Origin of the sequence: Paenibacillus lacisoli, assembly GCF_030580655.1 — a bacterium.
In the GTDB taxonomy this organism is placed as follows: domain Bacteria; phylum Bacillota; class Bacilli; order Paenibacillales; family Paenibacillaceae; genus Paenibacillus; species Paenibacillus lacisoli.
Window position 1 is genome coordinate 1 of the sequence record NZ_JAUQTB010000018.1, and the last position, 18,872, is coordinate 18,872.

Annotated in this window: 22 protein-coding genes, 1 rRNA gene and 1 riboswitch; of the genes, 21 read left to right on the forward strand and 2 right to left on the reverse strand. The window is 48.3% G+C overall.

The genetic code is table 11. The features are described 5' to 3' along the window. Window positions 1-138: 138 nt before the first annotated feature. Window positions 139-255 (forward strand): 5S ribosomal RNA (rrf, locus tag Q5741_RS19400). A 253-nt stretch (window positions 256-508) separates the two neighbouring features. Continuing rightward, window positions 509-925 carry a hypothetical protein gene (locus Q5741_RS19405; RefSeq protein WP_305025767.1) on the forward strand — a complete coding sequence of 139 codons (417 nt, stop codon included), beginning with the start codon at window positions 509-511 and terminating at the stop codon, window positions 923-925. Between the two features lie 87 nt (window positions 926-1,012). Here Q5741_RS19405 and Q5741_RS19410 read toward each other — a convergent pair whose 3' ends face one another. Then, the gene (locus Q5741_RS19410; protein WP_305025768.1) at window positions 1,013-1,537 is read right to left on the reverse strand and encodes a hypothetical protein; all 525 of its coding nucleotides are present in this window, start codon (window positions 1,535-1,537) and stop codon (window positions 1,013-1,015) included. Between the two features lie 334 nt (window positions 1,538-1,871). On the opposite strand from Q5741_RS19410, the gene Q5741_RS19415 reads away from it, so the two are divergent. The 10 genes from Q5741_RS19415 (at window position 1,872) to rsmI (ending at window position 9,575) form a co-directional block, all read left to right on the forward strand. Next, window positions 1,872-2,057, forward strand: a complete 186-nt coding sequence (locus Q5741_RS19415; protein ID WP_305025769.1) for a sigma factor G inhibitor Gin — start codon at window positions 1,872-1,874, stop codon at window positions 2,055-2,057. A gap of 146 nt (window positions 2,058-2,203) precedes the next feature. Continuing rightward, entirely contained in the window at window positions 2,204-3,736 is a 1,533-nt protein-coding gene (locus Q5741_RS19420) for an aminotransferase class I/II-fold pyridoxal phosphate-dependent enzyme (protein ID WP_305025770.1), read from the forward strand. Window positions 3,737-3,877: 141 nt separating this feature from the next. Beyond that, window positions 3,878-4,540 (forward strand): dTMP kinase, encoded by a 663-nt coding sequence (gene tmk / locus Q5741_RS19425; protein WP_305025771.1) that lies wholly within the window; start codon window positions 3,878-3,880, stop codon window positions 4,538-4,540. Between the two features lie 44 nt (window positions 4,541-4,584). Beyond that, complete coding sequence (locus Q5741_RS19430; RefSeq protein WP_305025772.1) at window positions 4,585-4,914, forward strand: cyclic-di-AMP receptor; 330 nt, start codon at window positions 4,585-4,587, stop codon at window positions 4,912-4,914. A 121-nt stretch (window positions 4,915-5,035) separates the two neighbouring features. After that, window positions 5,036-5,479, forward strand: coding sequence for a YaaR family protein (locus Q5741_RS19435; protein WP_305025773.1), 444 nt, complete (start codon window positions 5,036-5,038; stop codon window positions 5,477-5,479). 26 nt (window positions 5,480-5,505) lie between these two features. Continuing rightward, on the forward strand, window positions 5,506-6,483 hold the full coding sequence (holB, locus tag Q5741_RS19440; RefSeq protein ID WP_305025774.1) for a DNA polymerase III subunit delta': 978 nt from the start codon (window positions 5,506-5,508) through the stop codon (window positions 6,481-6,483). A gap of 173 nt (window positions 6,484-6,656) precedes the next feature. Next, window positions 6,657-7,457, forward strand: a complete 801-nt coding sequence (locus Q5741_RS19445; RefSeq protein WP_305025775.1) for a PSP1 domain-containing protein — start codon at window positions 6,657-6,659, stop codon at window positions 7,455-7,457. 31 nt (window positions 7,458-7,488) lie between these two features. Beyond that, window positions 7,489-7,860 (forward strand): DNA replication initiation control protein YabA, encoded by a 372-nt coding sequence (yabA, locus tag Q5741_RS19450; RefSeq protein WP_305025776.1) that lies wholly within the window; start codon window positions 7,489-7,491, stop codon window positions 7,858-7,860. 63 nt (window positions 7,861-7,923) lie between these two features. Then, window positions 7,924-8,697, forward strand: a complete 774-nt coding sequence (locus Q5741_RS19455) for a tRNA1(Val) (adenine(37)-N6)-methyltransferase (RefSeq protein ID WP_407074389.1) — start codon at window positions 7,924-7,926, stop codon at window positions 8,695-8,697. Next, entirely contained in the window at window positions 8,694-9,575 is an 882-nt protein-coding gene (gene rsmI, locus Q5741_RS19460; RefSeq protein WP_305025778.1) for a 16S rRNA (cytidine(1402)-2'-O)-methyltransferase, read from the forward strand. Before Q5741_RS19455 ends, rsmI begins: the two co-directional genes overlap by 4 nt. Before the next feature lie 203 nt (window positions 9,576-9,778). Here the strand turns inward: rsmI and Q5741_RS19465 are convergent, their stop codons facing one another. Next, window positions 9,779-10,033, reverse strand: a complete 255-nt coding sequence (locus Q5741_RS19465; protein ID WP_305025779.1) for an AbrB/MazE/SpoVT family DNA-binding domain-containing protein — start codon at window positions 10,031-10,033, stop codon at window positions 9,779-9,781. Between the two features lie 319 nt (window positions 10,034-10,352). On the opposite strand from Q5741_RS19465, the gene Q5741_RS19470 reads away from it, so the two are divergent. The 9 genes from Q5741_RS19470 to ispE all read left to right on the forward strand — a co-directional run bounded on the left by Q5741_RS19470 (window position 10,353) and on the right by ispE (window position 18,795). Continuing rightward, window positions 10,353-11,636, forward strand: coding sequence for an HD domain-containing protein (locus Q5741_RS19470; RefSeq protein ID WP_305025780.1), 1,284 nt, complete (start codon window positions 10,353-10,355; stop codon window positions 11,634-11,636). A gap of 62 nt (window positions 11,637-11,698) precedes the next feature. Continuing rightward, window positions 11,699-12,469 (forward strand): TatD family hydrolase, encoded by a 771-nt coding sequence (locus tag Q5741_RS19475; protein WP_305025781.1) that lies wholly within the window; start codon window positions 11,699-11,701, stop codon window positions 12,467-12,469. Between the two features lie 211 nt (window positions 12,470-12,680). After that, window positions 12,681-12,886, forward strand: a riboswitch (cyclic di-AMP (ydaO/yuaA leader). A 270-nt stretch (window positions 12,887-13,156) separates the two neighbouring features. Beyond that, window positions 13,157-14,371 carry a 3D domain-containing protein gene (locus tag Q5741_RS19480; RefSeq protein WP_305025782.1) on the forward strand — a complete coding sequence of 405 codons (1,215 nt, stop codon included), beginning with the start codon at window positions 13,157-13,159 and terminating at the stop codon, window positions 14,369-14,371. A gap of 118 nt (window positions 14,372-14,489) precedes the next feature. Continuing rightward, window positions 14,490-15,035, forward strand: a complete 546-nt coding sequence (gene rnmV, locus Q5741_RS19485) for a ribonuclease M5 (protein WP_305025783.1) — start codon at window positions 14,490-14,492, stop codon at window positions 15,033-15,035. A 14-nt stretch (window positions 15,036-15,049) separates the two neighbouring features. Then, window positions 15,050-15,925 carry a 16S rRNA (adenine(1518)-N(6)/adenine(1519)-N(6))-dimethyltransferase RsmA gene (rsmA, locus tag Q5741_RS19490; RefSeq protein ID WP_407074391.1) on the forward strand — a complete coding sequence of 292 codons (876 nt, stop codon included), beginning with the start codon at window positions 15,050-15,052 and terminating at the stop codon, window positions 15,923-15,925. Between the two features lie 117 nt (window positions 15,926-16,042). Next, window positions 16,043-16,942: a sporulation peptidase YabG gene (gene yabG / locus Q5741_RS19495; RefSeq protein WP_305025785.1), complete on the forward strand. Its 900-nt coding sequence runs from the start codon at window positions 16,043-16,045 to the stop codon at window positions 16,940-16,942. A 239-nt stretch (window positions 16,943-17,181) separates the two neighbouring features. Further along, complete coding sequence (gene veg, locus Q5741_RS19500; protein ID WP_305025786.1) at window positions 17,182-17,457, forward strand: biofilm formation stimulator Veg; 276 nt, start codon at window positions 17,182-17,184, stop codon at window positions 17,455-17,457. A gap of 157 nt (window positions 17,458-17,614) precedes the next feature. After that, on the forward strand, window positions 17,615-17,794 hold the full coding sequence (locus Q5741_RS19505; protein WP_305025787.1) for a small, acid-soluble spore protein, alpha/beta type: 180 nt from the start codon (window positions 17,615-17,617) through the stop codon (window positions 17,792-17,794). A gap of 146 nt (window positions 17,795-17,940) precedes the next feature. After that, a complete protein-coding gene (ispE, locus tag Q5741_RS19510; RefSeq protein WP_305025788.1) occupies window positions 17,941-18,795 on the forward strand; it encodes a 4-(cytidine 5'-diphospho)-2-C-methyl-D-erythritol kinase in 855 nt (284 codons plus the stop codon). The last annotated feature ends 77 nt before the right edge of the window (window positions 18,796-18,872 follow it).

Here is an 18,872-nt window from a genome sequence, read left to right on the forward strand (position 1 = left end):
AGTGCAGCAATGCATGGAGCTGACCAGTACTAATCGGTCGAGGGCTTATCCTACAAGCTTGCCGGAGACATCCGGTAAGCAGCTAGATCGCATGTTTGTTTCGGATCCAGTTTTCAAGGTGCAAAACCTTGTTATTCGTTTGGTGGCGATAGCGGAGGGGTTCCACACGTACCCATCCCGAACACGACCGTTAAGCCCTCCAGCGCCGATGGTACTTGGACCGCAGGGTCCTGGGAGAGTAGGACGTTGCCAAGCATATGAAAACCACTGTTGAGTGATCGACAGTGGTTTTTTTGTTGTTTAAACTCTCTAAGCAGCCGGTTTCGTAATTCCTAATACCTTAAATTAAAGTAACAGTTTTGTTACGGTTAATGGACCTATAACCGATATAATAAAAGGAGGTAAGAACTAATTTTCTGAGATCTAAAGTTGCATTTTTACACACAATGAGTTGTAAGAAGAACTATAGAGTTTATTTTAGATCTGGATGAATGAAGGGAGGAAGGTTATGCAGCGATTGAAATGGCTGTTCCCGGGATTCCTGCTATGTATGATTATGCTAATCCTGGCCGGCTGTAGCGACACGAAGCCTTCATGGACTTCATTCGAAGGAGCCCTGAATGAGAAAAACTTTCCGGTTCCGAAGGAAGCGAACAAGACCGACCGAACAGCTGACAATCCTGAGATGGATTATGTCCGGTATGCGCTGCCAGGTATTAAAGAGAATCAGGACATTCCTGAGGTGTACCTAAATGAAATTGCGGCCTGGGGTTGGACAGAAGAAACAAAGCAGTCAACGCCGTCCAAACGGGTTTTTATAAAAGATCGGAAAATGGTTCAGCTGTCGGTCCATGATGGATTTTTCACTATTCTGGTCCCGAAACAGCAAAAGGCAGCGGCTGACACCAGCCTAGATATTAACTAAATAGACCTTCAGCTCCAGCAATATGCATGCAACTCTAGACAAGTCTGTGCATATGAACGAGAGCGAAGGTCTTTTTCTTTTAAACCATTAGGGTTGATAGTAAGAAACATCTTCCGTGTTAAATTTGATCATGCCACCTTTGGTCACCCTTTGGAGGCGATAAAGTACATAGATCTTAGGACTGGCCAGCCATAGATGCCAAAAAATCAAACTGAGTGTAAACGGAAGTGGAGACCAGAATAGAAATACCAGAGCAAAACATAACCCAATCCAGGAAATATGTACTTGAATCCTCTGAAAAATACGATAACCGACATGCTGGTCAGGCATATACCCCGTCCAGGGTAGATTCCAATTGTATTTCCATCGCTTGCGAACGCTGGTTCCATTGATAAACAATACGGAGTGCGAAATAACAAATTGCAGCCATGCCATAACAAGTCCGGCCAGAGAAAAAAATAAAATGCTCGACCAGTCAAATACCAATAAAAGAAGAATGAGCATCACGACAGGAAGCAATCTATAGATCCACAAAAAAGATGTGGTAATCGTTAACTTTTTAATCAGACGGTACTGATAATATGTAGCTTGTGTGCCGGTCTCTACGGGCATAGATACAGCCAGCCTCCTTCTCCAACTCTATTAAAATTTTTATGGGGTGCCCGGCGCGGCTGGACACAACATCAACCTATATATTCTAAGGTGTTATCTATGTATGTAAAGGGATTTCAATGATAACGCTTGGGGTCCTAATGGATATAATATCGGCTGATGGGTTGTTTTTGTGAAGATAGGGCAGTGTTCGTTTCAAAACTAAAGGAGTACAGACACCTGCTGCTTGCTGTGCGCATACCTATATGATTAGGGATATCCATGCACTATGAAAAGGTTTAAAATAATAGAAACTGTACCATACTGATAGCAAAACGAGCAAGGTGGGATAGTTATGGAACAAACAAGTACGCAGCGCTGCATTATCTGCAGCCAGGAGAAGCAGGAAGGAATTATGATTGTCTCTGAATTCATTTGCGAGGACTGTGAATCGGAAATGGTGCATACAGAGGCGACAGATGCGAGATATGACTTTTTTATCCATCAGATGAAGCAAATTTGGGTTCAGAAAAATGCCTGATGCTAAGATGCGGAAATTATAGAGAAGGATAAGTAGTGACATGCCAGGGCCTGATGGGCCTTTTTTGTTTGAGAATTTCCATTGAGAGTTTGATTCAAGGTAAGATAGAATAGGGTAGATACCTAGACCGGAAGGAAAGTATAGCAATGACTCTCGAGAAAACAAGCGCACCTCTGTATGAAGCTCTGCTTCATTATCGCGAGGGGAAGAAGAAGTCCTTTCATGTGCCAGGTCATAAAAATGGCCAAGTATATGCGGATACGCAGGAGGCAGAGCTACTGCGTGACGTCATGATGATCGATGCAACCGAGATAACTGGGTTAGATGATCTTCATCACCCCGAAGGGGCGATCGAAAAGGCTCAAACATTGGCTGCAGACTGTTTTGGTGCAGCGGAGAGCTTCCTGTTAGTCGGGGGGAGTACAGCTGGAAATCTGGCGATGATCCTGTCTGTATGCACCGAACCAGGTGACATCCTGCTAGTTCAGCGGAATGTGCATAAGTCAGTAGTGCATGGGTTAATGCTGTCAGGAGCCCAAGCTGTCTTCCTGACGCCACACGTGGATGAATACAGTGGACTTCCTGTCGCGCCTCTGACTACGACTATAGCGGCTGCTTTATCAGCTTATCCGAATGCAAAGGGTGTATTGCTGACTATGCCTAATTACTATGGAATGGGCAGTGATCTGACGCCGGCAGCTGAGCTGTGTCATCAGTACGGAGTCCCGCTTCTGGTTGATGAGGCGCATGGAGCTCACTATGGACTGCATGCAGGGCTGCCTGCCTCTGCGTTATCCTGTGGAGCAGATGGCGTGGTGCAATCCACCCATAAGATGCTGCCGGCAATGACGATGGGCGCCATGCTGCATGTACAGGGGGATTACCTGGACCGGACGCTCATCCGTCAGCGGTTAGCCATGCTCCAAAGCTCAAGCCCCTCTTACCCGCTCATGGCTTCCCTGGATCTAGCGAGAAGGCACGTGCATGTTTTAGGGGCAGAGGCATTTGAAGAAGGACTTCGTGCCGTAGAGGCGATGAAGGAGGGCCTTAAACAGCTTCCGCGTTTTGGCTTCATTGAACCGTCACCATCAGATGGACAAAGAGGCTATACTTCTCAAGACCCTTTCAAAATATCAGTCTATGACCGGGAAGATGTATGGAGCGGTTATGAGCTGCAGAATCAACTGGAGCAGGCAGGGTGCGTACCCGAGATGAGCGATGACCGTTACGTAGTGCTGTTATTTACTCTTGGCTCTAAAATGGAGGATACGATTCACCTGTTACAAGCCTTGACGCATATACATGCACAAATGGTAAAAGCCCGGGTCTTCACCGAAGAGAGCAAAACAGTAGAAGAGGAGACAGGGCAGGCTCCGAACCTAATATTTTCCACGTGGAACAATACAAGCGTCTCTAATTACTCTCTACCTGTACGCTTTAGTATACAGCCGCAGAACGCCGCATATATCGAGGCAATTCCTGTGGAACAGGCAGCAGGCCGTATTTCAGCGGAAATGGTCATTCCCTACCCGCCAGGAATCCCTATCTTGTATGCAGGGGAGAAAATCTCTGCAGGTATGGTAGCCCAGCTTCTGAGGCTGTCCCACCACCGCGTCAAATGCCAAGGCTGTGCTGATGCGTCCCTGCATACAGTCAGAGTCATGCAGCAGCAGATATAAGCACTTAAAATAGTTACGTATCTTCTTATAAAATCATTATGGCAAAATTAGCTAATCAAAAGGTTCCTCTATATTCTGTATAACTCTCACCGCGATAAGAGGCATACGGAAGAAAATGTGGATTGGAAAGCAGGTAGATTCATGCAGGCAAAAGGTAAATTCATCACGTTCGAGGGAGGAGAGGGAGCCGGGAAAACGACAATGCTTCAGCGGCTGGCCGGTTATTTCGAGGATCAGCATTTGCCCTATATCCTGACACGGGAACCAGGCGGTATTGATATTTCGGAGCAGATCCGGTCTATCATCCTCAATCCTGCCCATACTTCTATGGATGGACGTACAGAAGCCCTGCTGTATGCAGCGGCCCGCCGTCAGCATTTGGTGGAGAAAGTGGAGCCGGCTCTGGAAGAAGGCAGTATCGTCATCTGTGACCGGTTTGTGGACAGCAGTCTGGTCTATCAGGGATTTGCTAGGGGACTGGGTATGGAAGAGGTGTGGAGCATCAATCAATTTGCCATTGACCAACGGATGCCGGAATTGACGTTATATCTTGATATTGAGCCTGAGGCTGGCCTGGCCCGCATTGCGGCACATCGTGGTCATGAAGTGGACCGTCTGGATATGGAGGGGCTTGATTTTCATCGTAAAGTGAGAGAGGGATATCTGCTGCTGGCTTCCCGCTATCCCGAGCGGATCAAGGTAGTCAATGCGGATCAGAGCATAGAGGAAGTAGAAGCAGATCTGATTAAACAGATTGAGATGTGGATTTTAGAGGATTTTCGCAGAGAAATGTCAAATCATTAAAGAACGGAGTTTGCTCCGTGGTATGATTAAGAGGAGGGGTTAGGATGAAACTGATTGTAGCGATAGTACAGGACAAAGACAGTAACCGACTTTCCAGTGGACTGGTCAAAGCAAACTTCAGAGCAACGAAGCTGGCCAGTACCGGCGGATTTCTGCGCGCAGGAAACACAACCTTCATGATCGGTGTTGACGACAGTCAGGTAGAAGCGGTTATGAACGTCATCCGGAGCAGCTGTAAAGTACGTGAGCAGCTGGTCACGCCAGTTACTCCTATGAGTGGAACAACCGATTCCTATCTGCCGCTTCCTGTTGAAGTTCAAGTTGGTGGAGCGACTGTGTTCGTAATGCCAGTTGAACGCTTCGAGCACTTTTAATTACATTATATATTAACACTCCTGCATGGGATTCCGATATTGTAGTTATAATGGAAGCAGAGTGCAGTCTGGAGTGAGATCAGCTGATCAGACGGCTTTGTAAGGAAAGCAGGGAATCGCATTGAAAATTAATCCGGGCTATCGTCCGCTGCAGAGCGGACTAACCCACAATGATAATAGTACCAAGACCGTACAGCCCAAAAATTTCTCCGATATCATGCAGCGGCATGGTGAACAGGCGTCGCAGGATGAGCTGAACCGCCGCTTCAAGGAGATTCAGATGCAGGGAGACCGTCTTGCCCGCTCTATGACCGTAAGAGAGCTGAAGGCTTACCGGATGCTGGTCAAACGTTTTCTGGAGGAAACGGTTCGCCGCGGGGTATCCATGAAAGATACGAAGGGATGGGATCGGCGCGGACGCAGCAAGAGGTATAAGCTGATCGATGAGGTCGATGCTGCTTTGCTCTCCATGGCGGAGGAACTTCTGGATACTGAGGAAGGCCGGATCGATCTGCTGCAGCGGATGGGTGAAATTCGCGGGATGCTGATTAACCTGGCGTTCTGAGGAGTACGGCAGGAAAGTGAGGAAATATGTCTTTTCAGGATATTATGGGGCAGGATGCGGCGAAACGGCTGCTGCAAAATTCGCTGCGCAAAGAGGCAATCAGCCATGCGTACGTATTCAGCGGTCCGGCAGGCAGCGGTCAGATGAAAACCGCCCTGACGTTTGCAGAAGCCCTTTTTTGTCAACAATTGAAGGATGATGCCTGCGGTGAATGTCTGGAGTGCCGCAAGGTAGCGCACGGTAACCATCCGGATCTTCACATTGTGCATGCAGAAGGAGCCAGTATCAAAATCGATCAAATCCGGGAACTGCAGCGTATCTTCACCTATCGGTCGGAGAGCGGCAATCCCAAGGTATATATCATTGAGCAGGCTGATAAAATGACGGTACAGGCCGCGAACAGTCTGCTTAAATTTTTGGAAGAACCTCAAGTGCCAGCCGTTGGCATTCTAATTAGTGATAATGGACAGGCTCTGCTCCCAACAATCCAGTCAAGGGCTCAGTGGGTACCGTTTACCCCTCTCAATCCGGATATGATGATGCAGGAGTTGTCACATGAAGGATATCCCGCAGCCTTGTCACGCTGTGTAGTTCATTTGGCTTCTGGACTTGATTCCTGTAGAGAAATTCTCCAGCAGAATTGGTTTGCAGAAATTAGAAACGTAGTGTTACAATTAGGGAAGGAGTCCATGGAGAGGGGCAATTCTTCTCTTATTCTTGCGCAGCAAAAAGTGTTCAAGACAGGACTCGCCGAGCATCTGGACACCTTGTTTCATTTGTTTCACTTGTGGCTGAAGGATATGCTGCATTTCCAGTATGGAAGGCACGAGAGCATTATTTTTATAGATCAATTGGATACCATATCTAAATTGGCCGTCACCCGCAGCACCGAGCAGTGGGTCTCCTATATGGATTTGGCCGTGGAGTGCAGGAAGAAGCTTCGTTACAATGTGAATGGCCAGCTCTGTGTCGAGCAGTTTCTGATGGGTTTGGCCCGTGCATAGCTTGACATAACTCCTTTGGGTGAATAATTGATTATGCGGCTAAATCAGGGTCTTGATATATAAAGAATACTGCTGCGGTACACTTGCAGGTCATGATTGGCAGACGATGTACCTTCATATGCTTCCTCTGCTGAATCTCCATATAGAGGTTACAGGCATAAGGGGGTAAGTTTTTGTATAGTGTAGTAGGTGTCCGTTTCAAAAAGGCGGGCAAAATATATTACTTCGATCCGCTGGATCTTCCAATCGAGAAGGACAACTGTGTCATTGTTGAGACAGCACGCGGAATTGAATATGGTAAAGTTGTGATCGGCCGGAAGGAAGTCGAGGAATCAGACGTGGTTCTGCCGCTCAAGAAAGTGATCCGCATCGCGGGAGAGCAGGATGCCCAGGTGGTTGAGGAGAACAAACAGGCTGCCCGTGACGCTTTTGGTACATGCTTGAACAAGATCAAGGATCATGATCTGAAGATGAAGCTGGTAGATGTCGAATTCACATTTGACCGCAACAAGATTATTTTTTACTTTACGGCAGAAGGCCGGGTGGATTTCCGTGAGCTTGTGAAAGATCTGGCCAGTATTTTCCGGACAAGAATTGAGCTGCGTCAGATTGGTGTACGGGATGAGGCCAAGATGCTCGGAGGGATCGGCCCATGCGGGCGGGTATTATGCTGCAGCTCCTGGCTGGGTGATTTTGAACCAGTGTCCATTAAAATGGCGAAGGATCAGAGCCTGTCACTAAATCCGACCAAAATCTCCGGCTTATGCGGACGGCTTATGTGCTGCCTAAAATTCGAACATGATAACTATGAGAGCAGCCGTGAAGAAATGCCGCAGGTGGGCAAGCTGGTCGTCACCTCTATGGGTGATGGCAAAGTGGTAGGGATCAATGTCGGAAGTCGTTCGGTCCATGTTCAGCTGTTTGAAATCAGTAAAGTCAAGGAACTTCCAATGGACGAAGTAGTCGTTAAGTAGACCATTTTAGGGTTGCTTTCGGGGTGGAAACTTGGATAAAATAAATATTTTTGCGCGCATTCATGAAATGGAAACACAAATGGGGCAGCTGCACAGTGAACTGGGCGAATTGAAGCTGGCAGTGAAGGAACTGCTGGAAGAGAACCAGCACTTGAGTATTGAAAACGAACAGCTGCGCAAAATGCTTAAACGTGATACTGCTGCCGAGGAGCAAGCCGAGAAGGCGCCCAAGGCTTCAACCAAGGTCCAGGAAGAGCAGAGGCCGGCTGAAGAGGTAGTTAGCGAGGGCTACGATAATCTGGCAAGGCTGTATCATGAAGGATTTCATATATGTAATGTTTATTACGGGCATTTAAGAACAGAAGGCGATTGCCTGTTTTGCCTGTCATTTTTGAATAAATAGACAACCGTAGGTCTTGAGCCTACGGTTTTTTTTCAAGTCTGCATAGATAGAAAGAGGATGAATATGAACGTTAAGCTGTATCCATCTGAACGGACGGATGACCTGTTAACCCACGATTTGCGTATCATTCAAAGTGATGAAGTATTCAGCTTCTCCATGGATGCTGTCCTGCTGGCACGATTTGCGGGAATACCGCCCAAGGGTAAAATACTGGATTTGTGTACGGGGAATGGGGTTGTACCCTTGCTTCTGACAACGCGTACTCAGGCGGCTATTGAAGGCATTGAGATTCAACCGCGGCTGGCTGATATGGCCCGCAGAAGCGTGGTTCTGAATAGTCTGGAAGACCGGATTTTGATCCGGGAAGGAGATCTACGCGAACTGGTGCAGGTAACAGGTCATGGACAGTATGATGCCATTACGGTGAATCCCCCGTATATGCCGCTGAATGGCAGTGACATCAAACAAAACACCCATCACGCGATGGCAAGGCATGAGTTGGGATGCACACTGGAAGAGGTAGTCCAAGCCTGCACCAGGCTGGTCCGCAGCGGCGGTAAAGTATCCATGGTACACCGCCCGCAGCGGCTGGGAGAAATTATTTCACTGATGCGGGAGTATCGTCTGGAGCCGAAGCGTATTCGTTTTGTTCACCCCAAGGCTCATTTGGAGGCCAATATGGTTCTGATCGAAGCCCTGCGTGACGGCAAACCGGATGTTCGCCTACTGCCTCCGCTGATTGTCTATAATGATCAGGGAATCTACTGCACCGAGTTGATGAGCATTTACTATGGGGAGGCTCCTGCATCGGCAGAAAAGAAGGAGAATGGAGTATGAGCATAAATGTGCAAAAAAGCTACGGCAAAGAGAACCAGGGAGCTGGTACGCTGTATCTGGTCGCAACCCCGATTGGCAATCTGGAAGATATGACTTACCGGGCAGTGCAAACTCTTCAGCAGTGTCAGATCATTGCCGCCGAGGATACGCGCCAGACCCGCAAGCTCCTAACCCACTTCGACATTACACCTGAGCAGCTGTTCAGTTATCATGAGCACAACAAAGCTGCCAGCGGCCCGGAATTAATACGATATATAATAGAAGGAAAAAATTTGGCGCTGGTTAGTGATGCCGGTCTGCCGGCGATCTCTGACCCGGGATCTGACCTTGTGAAGCTGGCTATAGCGGAGGGGATTGCTGTAGTACCGATCCCCGGAGCCAATGCAGCATTGTCGGCCTTGATTGCATCAGGGTTGTCAACAGAACGGTTTACATTCGCCGGGTTCCCGCCCCGGGAAAAGAAGGATCTCTCAGCTCTGCTGTCTTCATTCACAGCGGCTAATGGGACACTGATCTTCTATGAATCTCCCCATCGGGTGGCGAAGACCTTGACGGTTCTGCAAGAGACATTAGGTGAGCGTCAGGTGGTATTGGCGCGGGAGCTGACTAAGCTGCATGAAGAATTTGTTCGGGGTACGGTAAGCGAGTGCCTGCAGTGGCTGGAGGAGCACCCGCCTCTCGGAGAGTACTGTCTGCTGGTGGAAGGCAAAAGTGCAGTCATCGAACACCAGGAGCAGCAGGGGTGGTGGCAGCAGCTGTCCTTGGAAGAGCATGTATCCAAATATGAAGCAGAAGGAATGAATCGTAAGGAGGCCATGAAAAAGACAGCCTCAGACCGTGGCTTGGCCAAACGGGACGTCTATAATGCCCTGCTGTAATTGAACATGTCAGGTTAACCTGACATGAAGTACATATAGGAAAACCATAACGTTTGATTCCCCCCTGTCACGGGTACAAACTGAAGTACAAAGGCAAAAAAATACCTTCCAGCGATTGCAAGCAATCGCGGAAGGCTCAAAGGAGATATGAAAAAGGTTAGAATTAACAAATAAATGATTACTAGTATTATATACTACTTTTCTTATTTTGTCACAGGTGCAGGGATTTCAGAGATACATTCGTGACATACAATTTTACCTTTGAAATATGTAACATTCTCGGCATTGCCGCAGAAGATACAAGCTGGCTCGTATTTCTTGAGCATGATGCGCTCGCCGTCTACATAAATTTCAAGGGCGTCTTTCTCACCGATTCCCAGAGTACGACGCAATTCAATTGGAATTACGACACGACCGAGTTCATCGACCTTTCTAACAATACCTGTTGATTTCATCATAACTGATTCAGGCTCCTCTCGCCACCAAAATTATAAGTGTCAATATTCGACATTATTTTATGTTTTATGATAATTACTATACCAACGATTCCCAAATCAGTCAACACGAAAAATAATTGTATACAAAATTCGTTTTTCCTTATAGGGCTTGAGGTTGCGTCACTATAGGATATTGTTATAATTGTACCTTTTTGCTGAAAATGTCGATTTGGAAAACAAGGATTACTCAATATTCGACATTGTTCGACATTAAATGTCGTAAACTTGTTGAAAACCGACAAAGTCACGCTTACATAAGTTTAAAAAGGAGTGAATGGAAATGCAGCAGCAGCTGACGGAAGAAAAAGTATTCAAAGACCCGGTACACAATTATATTCATGTTCAGGATGTGGCCATTTGGCGGTTAATCAATACAGTCGAGTTTCAACGGCTGCGGCGCATTCGCCAGCTGGGTACCACCTATCTGACTTTTCACGGTGCTGAGCACAGCCGATTTTCGCATTCTTTAGGGGTTTATGAGATTACCCGCCGGATTATCTCCCAATTTGAGCGCAGTAAGGACAGCGGATGGCCTAAGGAAGAGCGGATGGTCGCTTTATGTGCAGCGCTGCTGCATGATCTTGGCCATGGACCTTTCTCTCATTCCATAGAAGAGGCTTTTCAGATGCATCATGAGGAGTGGACCTGCCGCATTATTTTGGGAGACACCGAGGTCAATGCTGTACTGCGTCAGATCGAGCCAGATTTCCCTGAGAAGGTCGCAGCTGTAATCTGTAAAACCTATGATAAGCCTATCGTCATTAATCTGGTATCCAGCCCGCTCGATGCGGATCGTATGGACTATCTGCTGCGTGATGCTCATTTTACCGGTGTAAACTATGGAACCATTGATATGGACCGTATTCTTCGCATGCTCCGACCTCATGATGGACGTATTGTGGTCAAAGAATCCGGCATGCATGCCGTTGAGGACTATCTCATGTCGCGCTATCAGATGTATTGGCAGGTTTATTTCCATCCGGTAACCCGCAGCTCTGAAATTCTGCTGCGACAGATCTTCCGCAGGCTCAAAGAACTGGTTACTCAAGATTATGAATTTAAATTCATGTTGGATCCAATTCCGGGCCTATTGGCGGGAAATTTGTCAGTAAAGGAATATTTGATGCTGGACGAGGCCTTAATTCAAACTTCATTTGCTCAGTGGCGAAATGAAAAGGATTCGGTATTGAGTGACTTGTGCAGCCGATTTCTGGATCGGAGATTGTATAAATATGTAGAAATAGAGAATATGGACATGGGAATGATCGATGAGGTCCGCGAGGCTTTCCTGGCGGTGGGGCTCCATCCTCATTATGATATGGAAATTGATTTTCCAACGGATCTTCCGTATGATGTGTTTCGACCGGATGGCCATTCCACCGAGAAGCAGATCTTACTGCTGGACCGGCATCAGAATGTGAGGGAAATATCTGAAGTTTCTGATATTGTCCGTTCCATCAGCGGGATTCACCGCGGGAAGTATCATATGTATTTTCCGCACAATAAAGTTGAGGCTGTGAAGTCCCGTCTTCCTGCCGAGATTCGACAGCTGTTCGATAAATAGGCGATTAACATAGATACTCAACGAATAACATAGATATTCAACGAAAAAAGGAGAATTGAAACATGAATCTGTTTGATACCCATACCCATCTGGATGCTTCCCAGTTCGATGAAGACCGTGAGGAGGTCATCCAGCGTGCTTATGACTCTGGTGTGACACGCATGGTCAATGTCGGTTTTAACCGCGAAACGATTCCAAGTACGATGGAACTCGCAGAAACCTATGACTTTATTTATGCTGCTGTTGGCTGGCATCCGCAGGATGCCATTACGATGAAAGAGGGGGATCTGGAATGGATCGCATCTCTGTGCAGTCATGACAAAGTGGTGGCGATCGGCGAGATTGGTCTGGACTACTACTGGGATACTTCACCGAAGGAAATTCAGCATGAAGTTTTCCGAAAGCAGATTGGGTTGGCCCGTGAGCTGAAGATGCCGATCGTGATTCATAACCGGGATGCCCATGAGGATACCATTCGGATTTTACGTGAAGAAAAGGCTTCTGAGATCGGCGGGATTATGCACTCTTTCTCCGGCAGCTGGGATACAGCCAAAATGGCTCTGGATATGGGCTTTCATCTCTCCTTCGGAGGGCCTGTTACATTCAAAAATGCGAAGCAGCCCAAGGAGGTTCTGGCACAGGTTCCTATCGACCGTCTGCTGATCGAAACGGACTCTCCTTACCTCACACCACACCCCTTCCGCGGGAAGCGAAATGAGTCTGCGCATGTCCGTTTGGTGGCCGAGGCTGCAGCCGAAATCAGGGGCATGTCCGTTGAAGAATTGGTGGAAATCACAACCAAAAATGCACTGGAACGATTTGACATTCAGTGAAAACAGGAGTAAAACCAGCAAAAAATGAAGTTAGACGGAGTTAATCAAGAATTTGTTAAGGAAAAAACAAGAATATTACAAAATTTTAACCGGATATTTAGAAAAACGCTCTTGAACGCAGCTTTACAATCCGTATCCAAACAGGATATCATCTTTTCAGTGAATTGTTGTTCATTGGCATGGAGTGAAGTGTTCAGCAATTGACATCCATGAACCATTCTCGCTTAATCTCCGTTAGGAGAACGGGGGAACCGATAGGGATGATGGCTTGAAGATTGGCCGCTTCCGTATTTGATTTCTTTTGTGGGTCTTTGGGGTGAATTTAAGGGCGTCCGCCATGAGCGGGTGACCTGAGATAGGGCGACTCTCACGTCCGAACCCGACAGCTAACCCCGTAAGCGTAATAAGAGAGAAGCAACCTCGGGCATGATAACTCCGTTTGTTCAGACATTCAGGAAGCCGCGAAAGAGCTCTCTAAGCACTCTTTCTTTGGCTTCTTTTGTTTTGGAGAATGGAACTCTGCCGTTCACTCGCAGTCAGGGTGGCCGGGCAGCATGCAGCGAAGAAGGGTTCAAGGTGCAGGGCAGTCTGAGGTTTGGGCAGGTCCTGTAGAAAATTTGTTATAGTCGCGTCAAATCCTATCATGCGTTACTCTTGACGGCGGGGCTATGGAGGAGGACGGAGGAAGTGGGCAACTTTCAACCAGAGGATACCCATGAGTCACGATCATCCAGCAAGTCTTACGCGTTGCGATGGAAGCATGAGAAAATGCGTCAACTTACACTGGCCGCTGTCTTCTCAATCGCACTTACAGTCTTGATCTTGTTAGTTATCAATGGTCAAGGAAAAAAACAGGTGTCCTTTGTTATCGATGGTCAACCAACGACTGTTGAGACTCGTAAATCGCTGCTTCAGGAAGTGCTGGCTGAACAGTCGATTGTCATCAATCCTCACGATAAGGTATCGAAGCCGTTGAACGGCGCGCTGCTGGATGGTGATCAGGTCGAAATTACGCGTGCTGCACAGATTCGTGTTATCGCGGACGGCCAAACGAAGACACAATACACGACAGAAAATACGGTTAAGGATGCCATTGGCACGCTGGGCTATCAGGTATCCGGTAACGATAAAGTATATCCTGCCAAATCTGCGGCTGTGACGGCCAACATGGACATTCGTATTGTCCGTGTGGAGAAGCAAACGGCCCAGAACAAGGTCACTGTTCCCTTCCAGGTAATCAAGACAGCAGACCCAAGCCTCTATACGGGTGACAATCGGGTCATTCAGCGCGGTCAGTCCGGTGTCGTGGTACAGCACATTCAGAAGGTATTTCAGGATGGTAAGCTGATCACCAAGACAATGACCGGCAAGGAAGTTCAAGTAAGCCGTCAGGATAAGGTCATCGCTGTCGGAACCAAGAAGAAGCCGGCGCCAAAACCAGTCGTGCTTGCAGCAGTAACAACGACCAAAGAGACAAAGAAGGCGACAACAGCAGCTGCAACAACCAAGAAAACCAAAGCAGCAACGGTGAAGAAGGTAAGCAGCAGCTCTGACAGTAACGTGATCAGCAGATCTGGTGTCCAGTTCAAGTATAAAAAAGTTTTGAAAAATGTATCAATGACTGCGTACTCTTCTCAGGAGCCGGGAATTGGCACACGTACCGCATCGGGTTCCCGTGTAACGGAAGGACGAACAATCGCTGTAGATACAAGTGTTATTCCAATGGGCTGGTGGGTCTATATTGAAGGACTGGGCTTCCGCCGTGCGGAGGATACCGGCAGCGCCATAAAAGGCAACAAAATCGATGTGTATTATGAGTCTTTGTCAGCTGCGCGTAATTTTGGCCGCAAGTCCGGACGGACGGTCTATGTGATCGGGCCGGTCAAACCAGAACTGAACTAATTCATTTTACATTACTGCATGAATGCTATAATATAATGATCATCAAAATGCGATGCTAAGAAGAGGCGATGTCCTCTTCTTTTTGTTTGGATATAGGAATAAGAAGGGAAGACCGATTGTGATTAAGGAAGTCATTGTCGTCGAAGGCCGGGATGATACAGTAGCGATTAAGCGTGCAGTTGATGCGGATACGATTGAGACCGGCGGTTCAGCCATTAATGCAGCAACCCTGCGGAAAATCGCGTTGGCGCAGGAACGCCGTGGGGTTATTATCTTTACCGACCCGGACCACGCGGGTGAGCGTATCCGTAAAATTGTGGCCAACAAAGTGCCCGGCTGCAAGCATGCTTTCATACCTGAGAAGGATGCGACACGTAAGGGCGATATCGGGGTAGAGAATGCTTCACCGGATGCTATCCGCCACGCATTGGCACATGTTCACTCGACCTATGAGAGAGCCCCTGAATTGATCGACATGAGTGATCTGGTTCAGGCGGGTCTGCTGGTGCACCCGCAGGCATCTGAACGCCGTATGAAGCTGGGTAATGTGCTCGGTATCGGATACTGTAATGGTAAGCAGCTCCATAAGCGTCTGATGACTTTCCAGATCAGTCGTGAGGAATTTGCTGCTGCTGTAGAGCAATTGGAACATGAAGGATGGTGAGCGGTTTGAAAAGCATGGATGATATCGCCACACCGCGGCGAACGAAGGAAATTATTCAGCGGCACGGGTTTTCCTTCAAGAAAAGCCTGGGTCAGAATTTCTTGATCGATCAGAATATACTGAACAAAATTGTAGCAGCTGCAGGCCTGGATGAAACCAAGGGAGCTTTGGAGATCGGCCCGGGTATTGGCGCGCTAACCGAGAAGCTGGCGCGTACGGCTGACCGCGTAACAGCTGTTGAGATTGACCAGCGGCTGCTGCCGATTCTGCAGGAAGTGCTGGAGCCTTATTCTAAGGTTCATGTCCGGCATGGCGATGTGCTTAAGCTCGATTTGCAGGAGATCTTCAGGGAGGACTTTGCCGGCCTCGATAAAGTGAGTGTGGTTGCGAACCTGCCTTATTATGTAACGACCCCTATTCTGATGCGTTTGCTCGAGGAGAAGCTGCCGCTGGAGAATATTGTGGTCATGATCCAGAAAGAGGTTGCGGAGCGGATGGCAGCCTCACCGGGCACCAAAAATTACGGCAGCCTTAGTATCGCCGTTCAATACTACAGCATGCCGGAGCTGGTATGTGTCGTACCGCATACGGTGTTTATTCCTCAGCCGAATGTGGAATCTGCCGTCATCCGTCTCCAGGTCCGGGAAACACCGGCTGTTCAGGTGCAGGACGAGCAGCATTTCTTCGAAGTCGTACAAGCCTCATTCGCCCAGCGGCGCAAGACCATCTCGAACAACCTGAAAAGCCGCTTTTTCACCAAAGAAAACAAGGATCAGCTGGACCCTCTGCTGCAGCAGGCAGGCATTGAGCCTTCCCGCCGCGGCGAGACGCTCAGTCTAGAGGAATTCGCACGGCTCAGCGATGTACTGCTGGCTGCGGGAATCTCCTGATTCTTCATAATTACATTTCGATAAGCCGCCTTCGGGCGGTTTTTTGGCGTTAAGGCAGGTTAGGATGAACCAAAGTGGTTATGGGCCCATACCATAGGGGAGAGGTGATAATCGTTGATGAACATTGGAGACCTGGTCGTCCGGAAATCTTACGGCGCTGATGTAACCTTTCGGGTCGAAGGCATTCAGCACCAGCAGGCCGTAATTAAGGGTACAGAGTTTCGGCTGCTGGCCGATGCCCCCGTGGAGGACCTGATTCAGGTCCCTGCAGACCCCATGAGTGGTAAAACCAAACGCGCACAGATCAAAGCGCATCAATCCCTGTCTTTGCTGCAGCAGGACCGTGAAGAGCAGGTTCAGCGGAATAGAGCTCTGTTGGAGAATGGAGAGTGGCAGGGCACGAAGGAGCTTTCTTATTTTGAAATGCCGGGCAAGGTACTGCATCTGGATGGTGACGCTGCTTACCTGCAGAAAAGCATGGCGCTCTATGAACAGCTTCGCGTACCAGCGGAAGGCCACCATGTGCATGAGTCGGCGATGGCAGACACCCTGTACCGACTGCTCCCGCGGGTAAGGCCTGATATTGTGGTAATTACGGGTCATGATGGTGTACTTAAGCAGCGCCAGCCTTACGACCTTTACAGCTTGAGCAGCTACAAGAACTCACAGAATTTTATAGCGGCGATTCAAGCGGCAAGACAGTATGAGCGGAGTCTGGATGCGCTAACGATTGTAGCAGGGGCCTGCCAGTCGCATTTTGAGGCTCTGCTGCGTGCGGGGGCTAATTTTGCCAGCTCACCGGGGCGGATTCTCATTCATGCCCTGGATCCTGTGTATGTGGCAGCTAAGGCGTCATTTACCTCGATTCGGGAGATGGTCAATCTAGGTGATGTTCTGCACCATACGATTAGCGGCAGTCAAGGTGTAGGCGGTGTAGAGACACGGGGAAGCCACCGGATCGGCCTGCCCCGCTTGAATGATCTGTCTACGTTAAAAGTAACCCCTTCAGCTATATAATGCTGTGCTGCATTCGCCAGGCATCCTTTACAGCCCTCTAATCGAGGGCTATTTTGTTTTGGCAGAAAGGATAGGAATGGCTCCTAAGGTTCATACTAAAGTATCAATCCAGGGCAATCCGAATAGGAGTGAAAAAATATATTGACAATCGTTTTTCGTTGTTGATATAATATTTCATTTGATTTGACAATTGCCCTCCTGTTTGGTATAATGGATGAGAAAAGAGGTGGTCGTTAGCAATGGCTAAAACTACGCTGTTGGAGATTAAACGCAGTCTCGACGAACATGTTGGTGAGAAAATCTTATTACGTGCAAATGGTGGACGTCGTAAGACGATTGAGCGAACTGGAGTCTTGGAAGAAACGTACCCTTCTGTTTTTATTGTAAAGCTCGATCAGGAGCAGCAAACATTCAAGCGAGTATCTTACAGTTATGCGGATATACTGACAGAATCAGTGGAAGTGATGGTCTGCAATGCAGATCTTCAGCTGCCTTTGGAGTATATGGAGTCATAACGTTTGGACAAGCAGTTCTGCACGTCAGTGCAGGGCTGCTTTTTTTATACATGCAGACGAGAACAGCTGACAGGAAAAGGCGGAATGACTCTGCGGCAGGACGGCATACTAGTGAGGAAGGCCGTATTAACCAATGACGAATAAGGGGGCATATTTCATGAGCCGCAGAAGACGAAGCGTGATGTCGGAGGAACTGAAATACGAGCTGGCCAAGGATCTCGGCTTTTATGACACCGTTCAGCAGGAAGGCTGGGGCGGAATCAAGGCGAAGGATGCCGGTAATATGGTGAAACGTGCCATTCAGCTGGCTGAGCAGGCTGCTTCCCGTAAATCGTAAATGCTGCGGGCAAAAGGCGGAAAGGGAGCTTGTCTCCTTTTTTCGCTTTTTCCGTATACGCCCAATCCCGCAAAATGACTTGACACCGTAGGTCTGATATAATATGTTAAGTTGTCTTGACGCATACATAAGGGTGGGTGAACGCCTTGAAGATATATGAGAAAGCACCGGCTAAAATCAATTTAATGCTGGACGTATTACATAAACGGAGTGACGGGTACCATGAAGTTGAAATGATTATGACGATGGTTGATCTGGCAGACCGGTTGGAAATGTCTGAGCTTCCACGCGACAGCATCATCATCTCAAGCCAGGCCGGCTATATTCCGCTGGATGAGAAGAACCTTGCCTTTCAGGCTGCGAGGCTGATTAAGGAACGCTACAATGTGCGAACTGGAGTCTATATTCATCTGGATAAAAAAATACCGGTTGCCGCCGGTCTGGCTGGCGGCAGCAGTGACGCTGCGGCCGCACTGCGCGGTCTGAATCGTCTGTGGCGGCTGGGCATTCCGGATGCCGAACTGCGTGAGCTGGGAGCCGAACTCGGCTCAGACGTGCCTTTCTGTATTACAGGCGGGACAGCGCTCGCGAGCGGGCGCGGCGAAATGCTTACACCGCTGCCGAATCCGCCGCAGTGCTGGGTCATCCTGGCCAAGCCACCGATCAATGTATCTACGGCGGAGGTATACGGCAGAGTCCGGGCGGACCAGATCACTGTTCATCCTTCTGCCCGGCGGATGGAGGAGGCAATTCGAAATCAATCCTTTGCTTCGGTCTGCCATGAGCTGGGCAATGTGCTGGAGGACGTAACCCTGAAGCTGCACCCAGAGGTACAGCAGCTTAAGGATGCGATGCTGAGACTGGGAGCAGATGGTGTACTGATGTCAGGCAGCGGTCCAACGGTATTCGGGCTTGTGTCAAAGGAGTCCAAGGTTGCACGGATTTATAACGGATTGCGCGGTTTTTGCAAAGAAGTATACGCTGTGCGGCTTTTGACCTAATAATAGTAAAAACATTCCAACCCAAACATCTTCTATTGTATATTTACGTACATAGATGTTATATTTACTTTAGAATA

What these genes read in the sequence shown, in the direction of transcription:
- Q5741_RS19405 (WP_305025767.1), top strand. Translation starts at nt 509, where the DNA reads ATGCAGCGATTGAAATGGCTGTTCCCGGGATTCCTGCTATGTATGATT.
- Q5741_RS19410 (WP_305025768.1), bottom strand. Translation starts at nt 1,537, where the DNA reads ATGCCCGTAGAGACCGGCACACAAGCTACATATTATCAGTACCGTCTG.
- Q5741_RS19415 (WP_305025769.1), top strand. Translation starts at nt 1,872, where the DNA reads ATGGAACAAACAAGTACGCAGCGCTGCATTATCTGCAGCCAGGAGAAG.
- Q5741_RS19420 (WP_305025770.1), top strand. Translation starts at nt 2,204, where the DNA reads ATGACTCTCGAGAAAACAAGCGCACCTCTGTATGAAGCTCTGCTTCAT.
- tmk (WP_305025771.1), top strand. Translation starts at nt 3,878, where the DNA reads ATGCAGGCAAAAGGTAAATTCATCACGTTCGAGGGAGGAGAGGGAGCC.
- Q5741_RS19430 (WP_305025772.1), top strand. Translation starts at nt 4,585, where the DNA reads ATGAAACTGATTGTAGCGATAGTACAGGACAAAGACAGTAACCGACTT.
- holB (WP_305025774.1), top strand. Translation starts at nt 5,506, where the DNA reads ATGTCTTTTCAGGATATTATGGGGCAGGATGCGGCGAAACGGCTGCTG.
- Q5741_RS19455 (WP_407074389.1), top strand. Translation starts at nt 7,924, where the DNA reads ATGAACGTTAAGCTGTATCCATCTGAACGGACGGATGACCTGTTAACC.
- rsmI (WP_305025778.1), top strand. Translation starts at nt 8,694, where the DNA reads ATGAGCATAAATGTGCAAAAAAGCTACGGCAAAGAGAACCAGGGAGCT.
- Q5741_RS19465 (WP_305025779.1), bottom strand. Translation starts at nt 10,033, where the DNA reads ATGATGAAATCAACAGGTATTGTTAGAAAGGTCGATGAACTCGGTCGT.
- Q5741_RS19470 (WP_305025780.1), top strand. Translation starts at nt 10,353, where the DNA reads ATGCAGCAGCAGCTGACGGAAGAAAAAGTATTCAAAGACCCGGTACAC.
- Q5741_RS19475 (WP_305025781.1), top strand. Translation starts at nt 11,699, where the DNA reads ATGAATCTGTTTGATACCCATACCCATCTGGATGCTTCCCAGTTCGAT.
- rsmA (WP_407074391.1), top strand. Translation starts at nt 15,050, where the DNA reads ATGGATGATATCGCCACACCGCGGCGAACGAAGGAAATTATTCAGCGG.
- yabG (WP_305025785.1), top strand. Translation starts at nt 16,043, where the DNA reads ATGAACATTGGAGACCTGGTCGTCCGGAAATCTTACGGCGCTGATGTA.
- veg (WP_305025786.1), top strand. Translation starts at nt 17,182, where the DNA reads ATGGCTAAAACTACGCTGTTGGAGATTAAACGCAGTCTCGACGAACAT.
- Q5741_RS19505 (WP_305025787.1), top strand. Translation starts at nt 17,615, where the DNA reads ATGAGCCGCAGAAGACGAAGCGTGATGTCGGAGGAACTGAAATACGAG.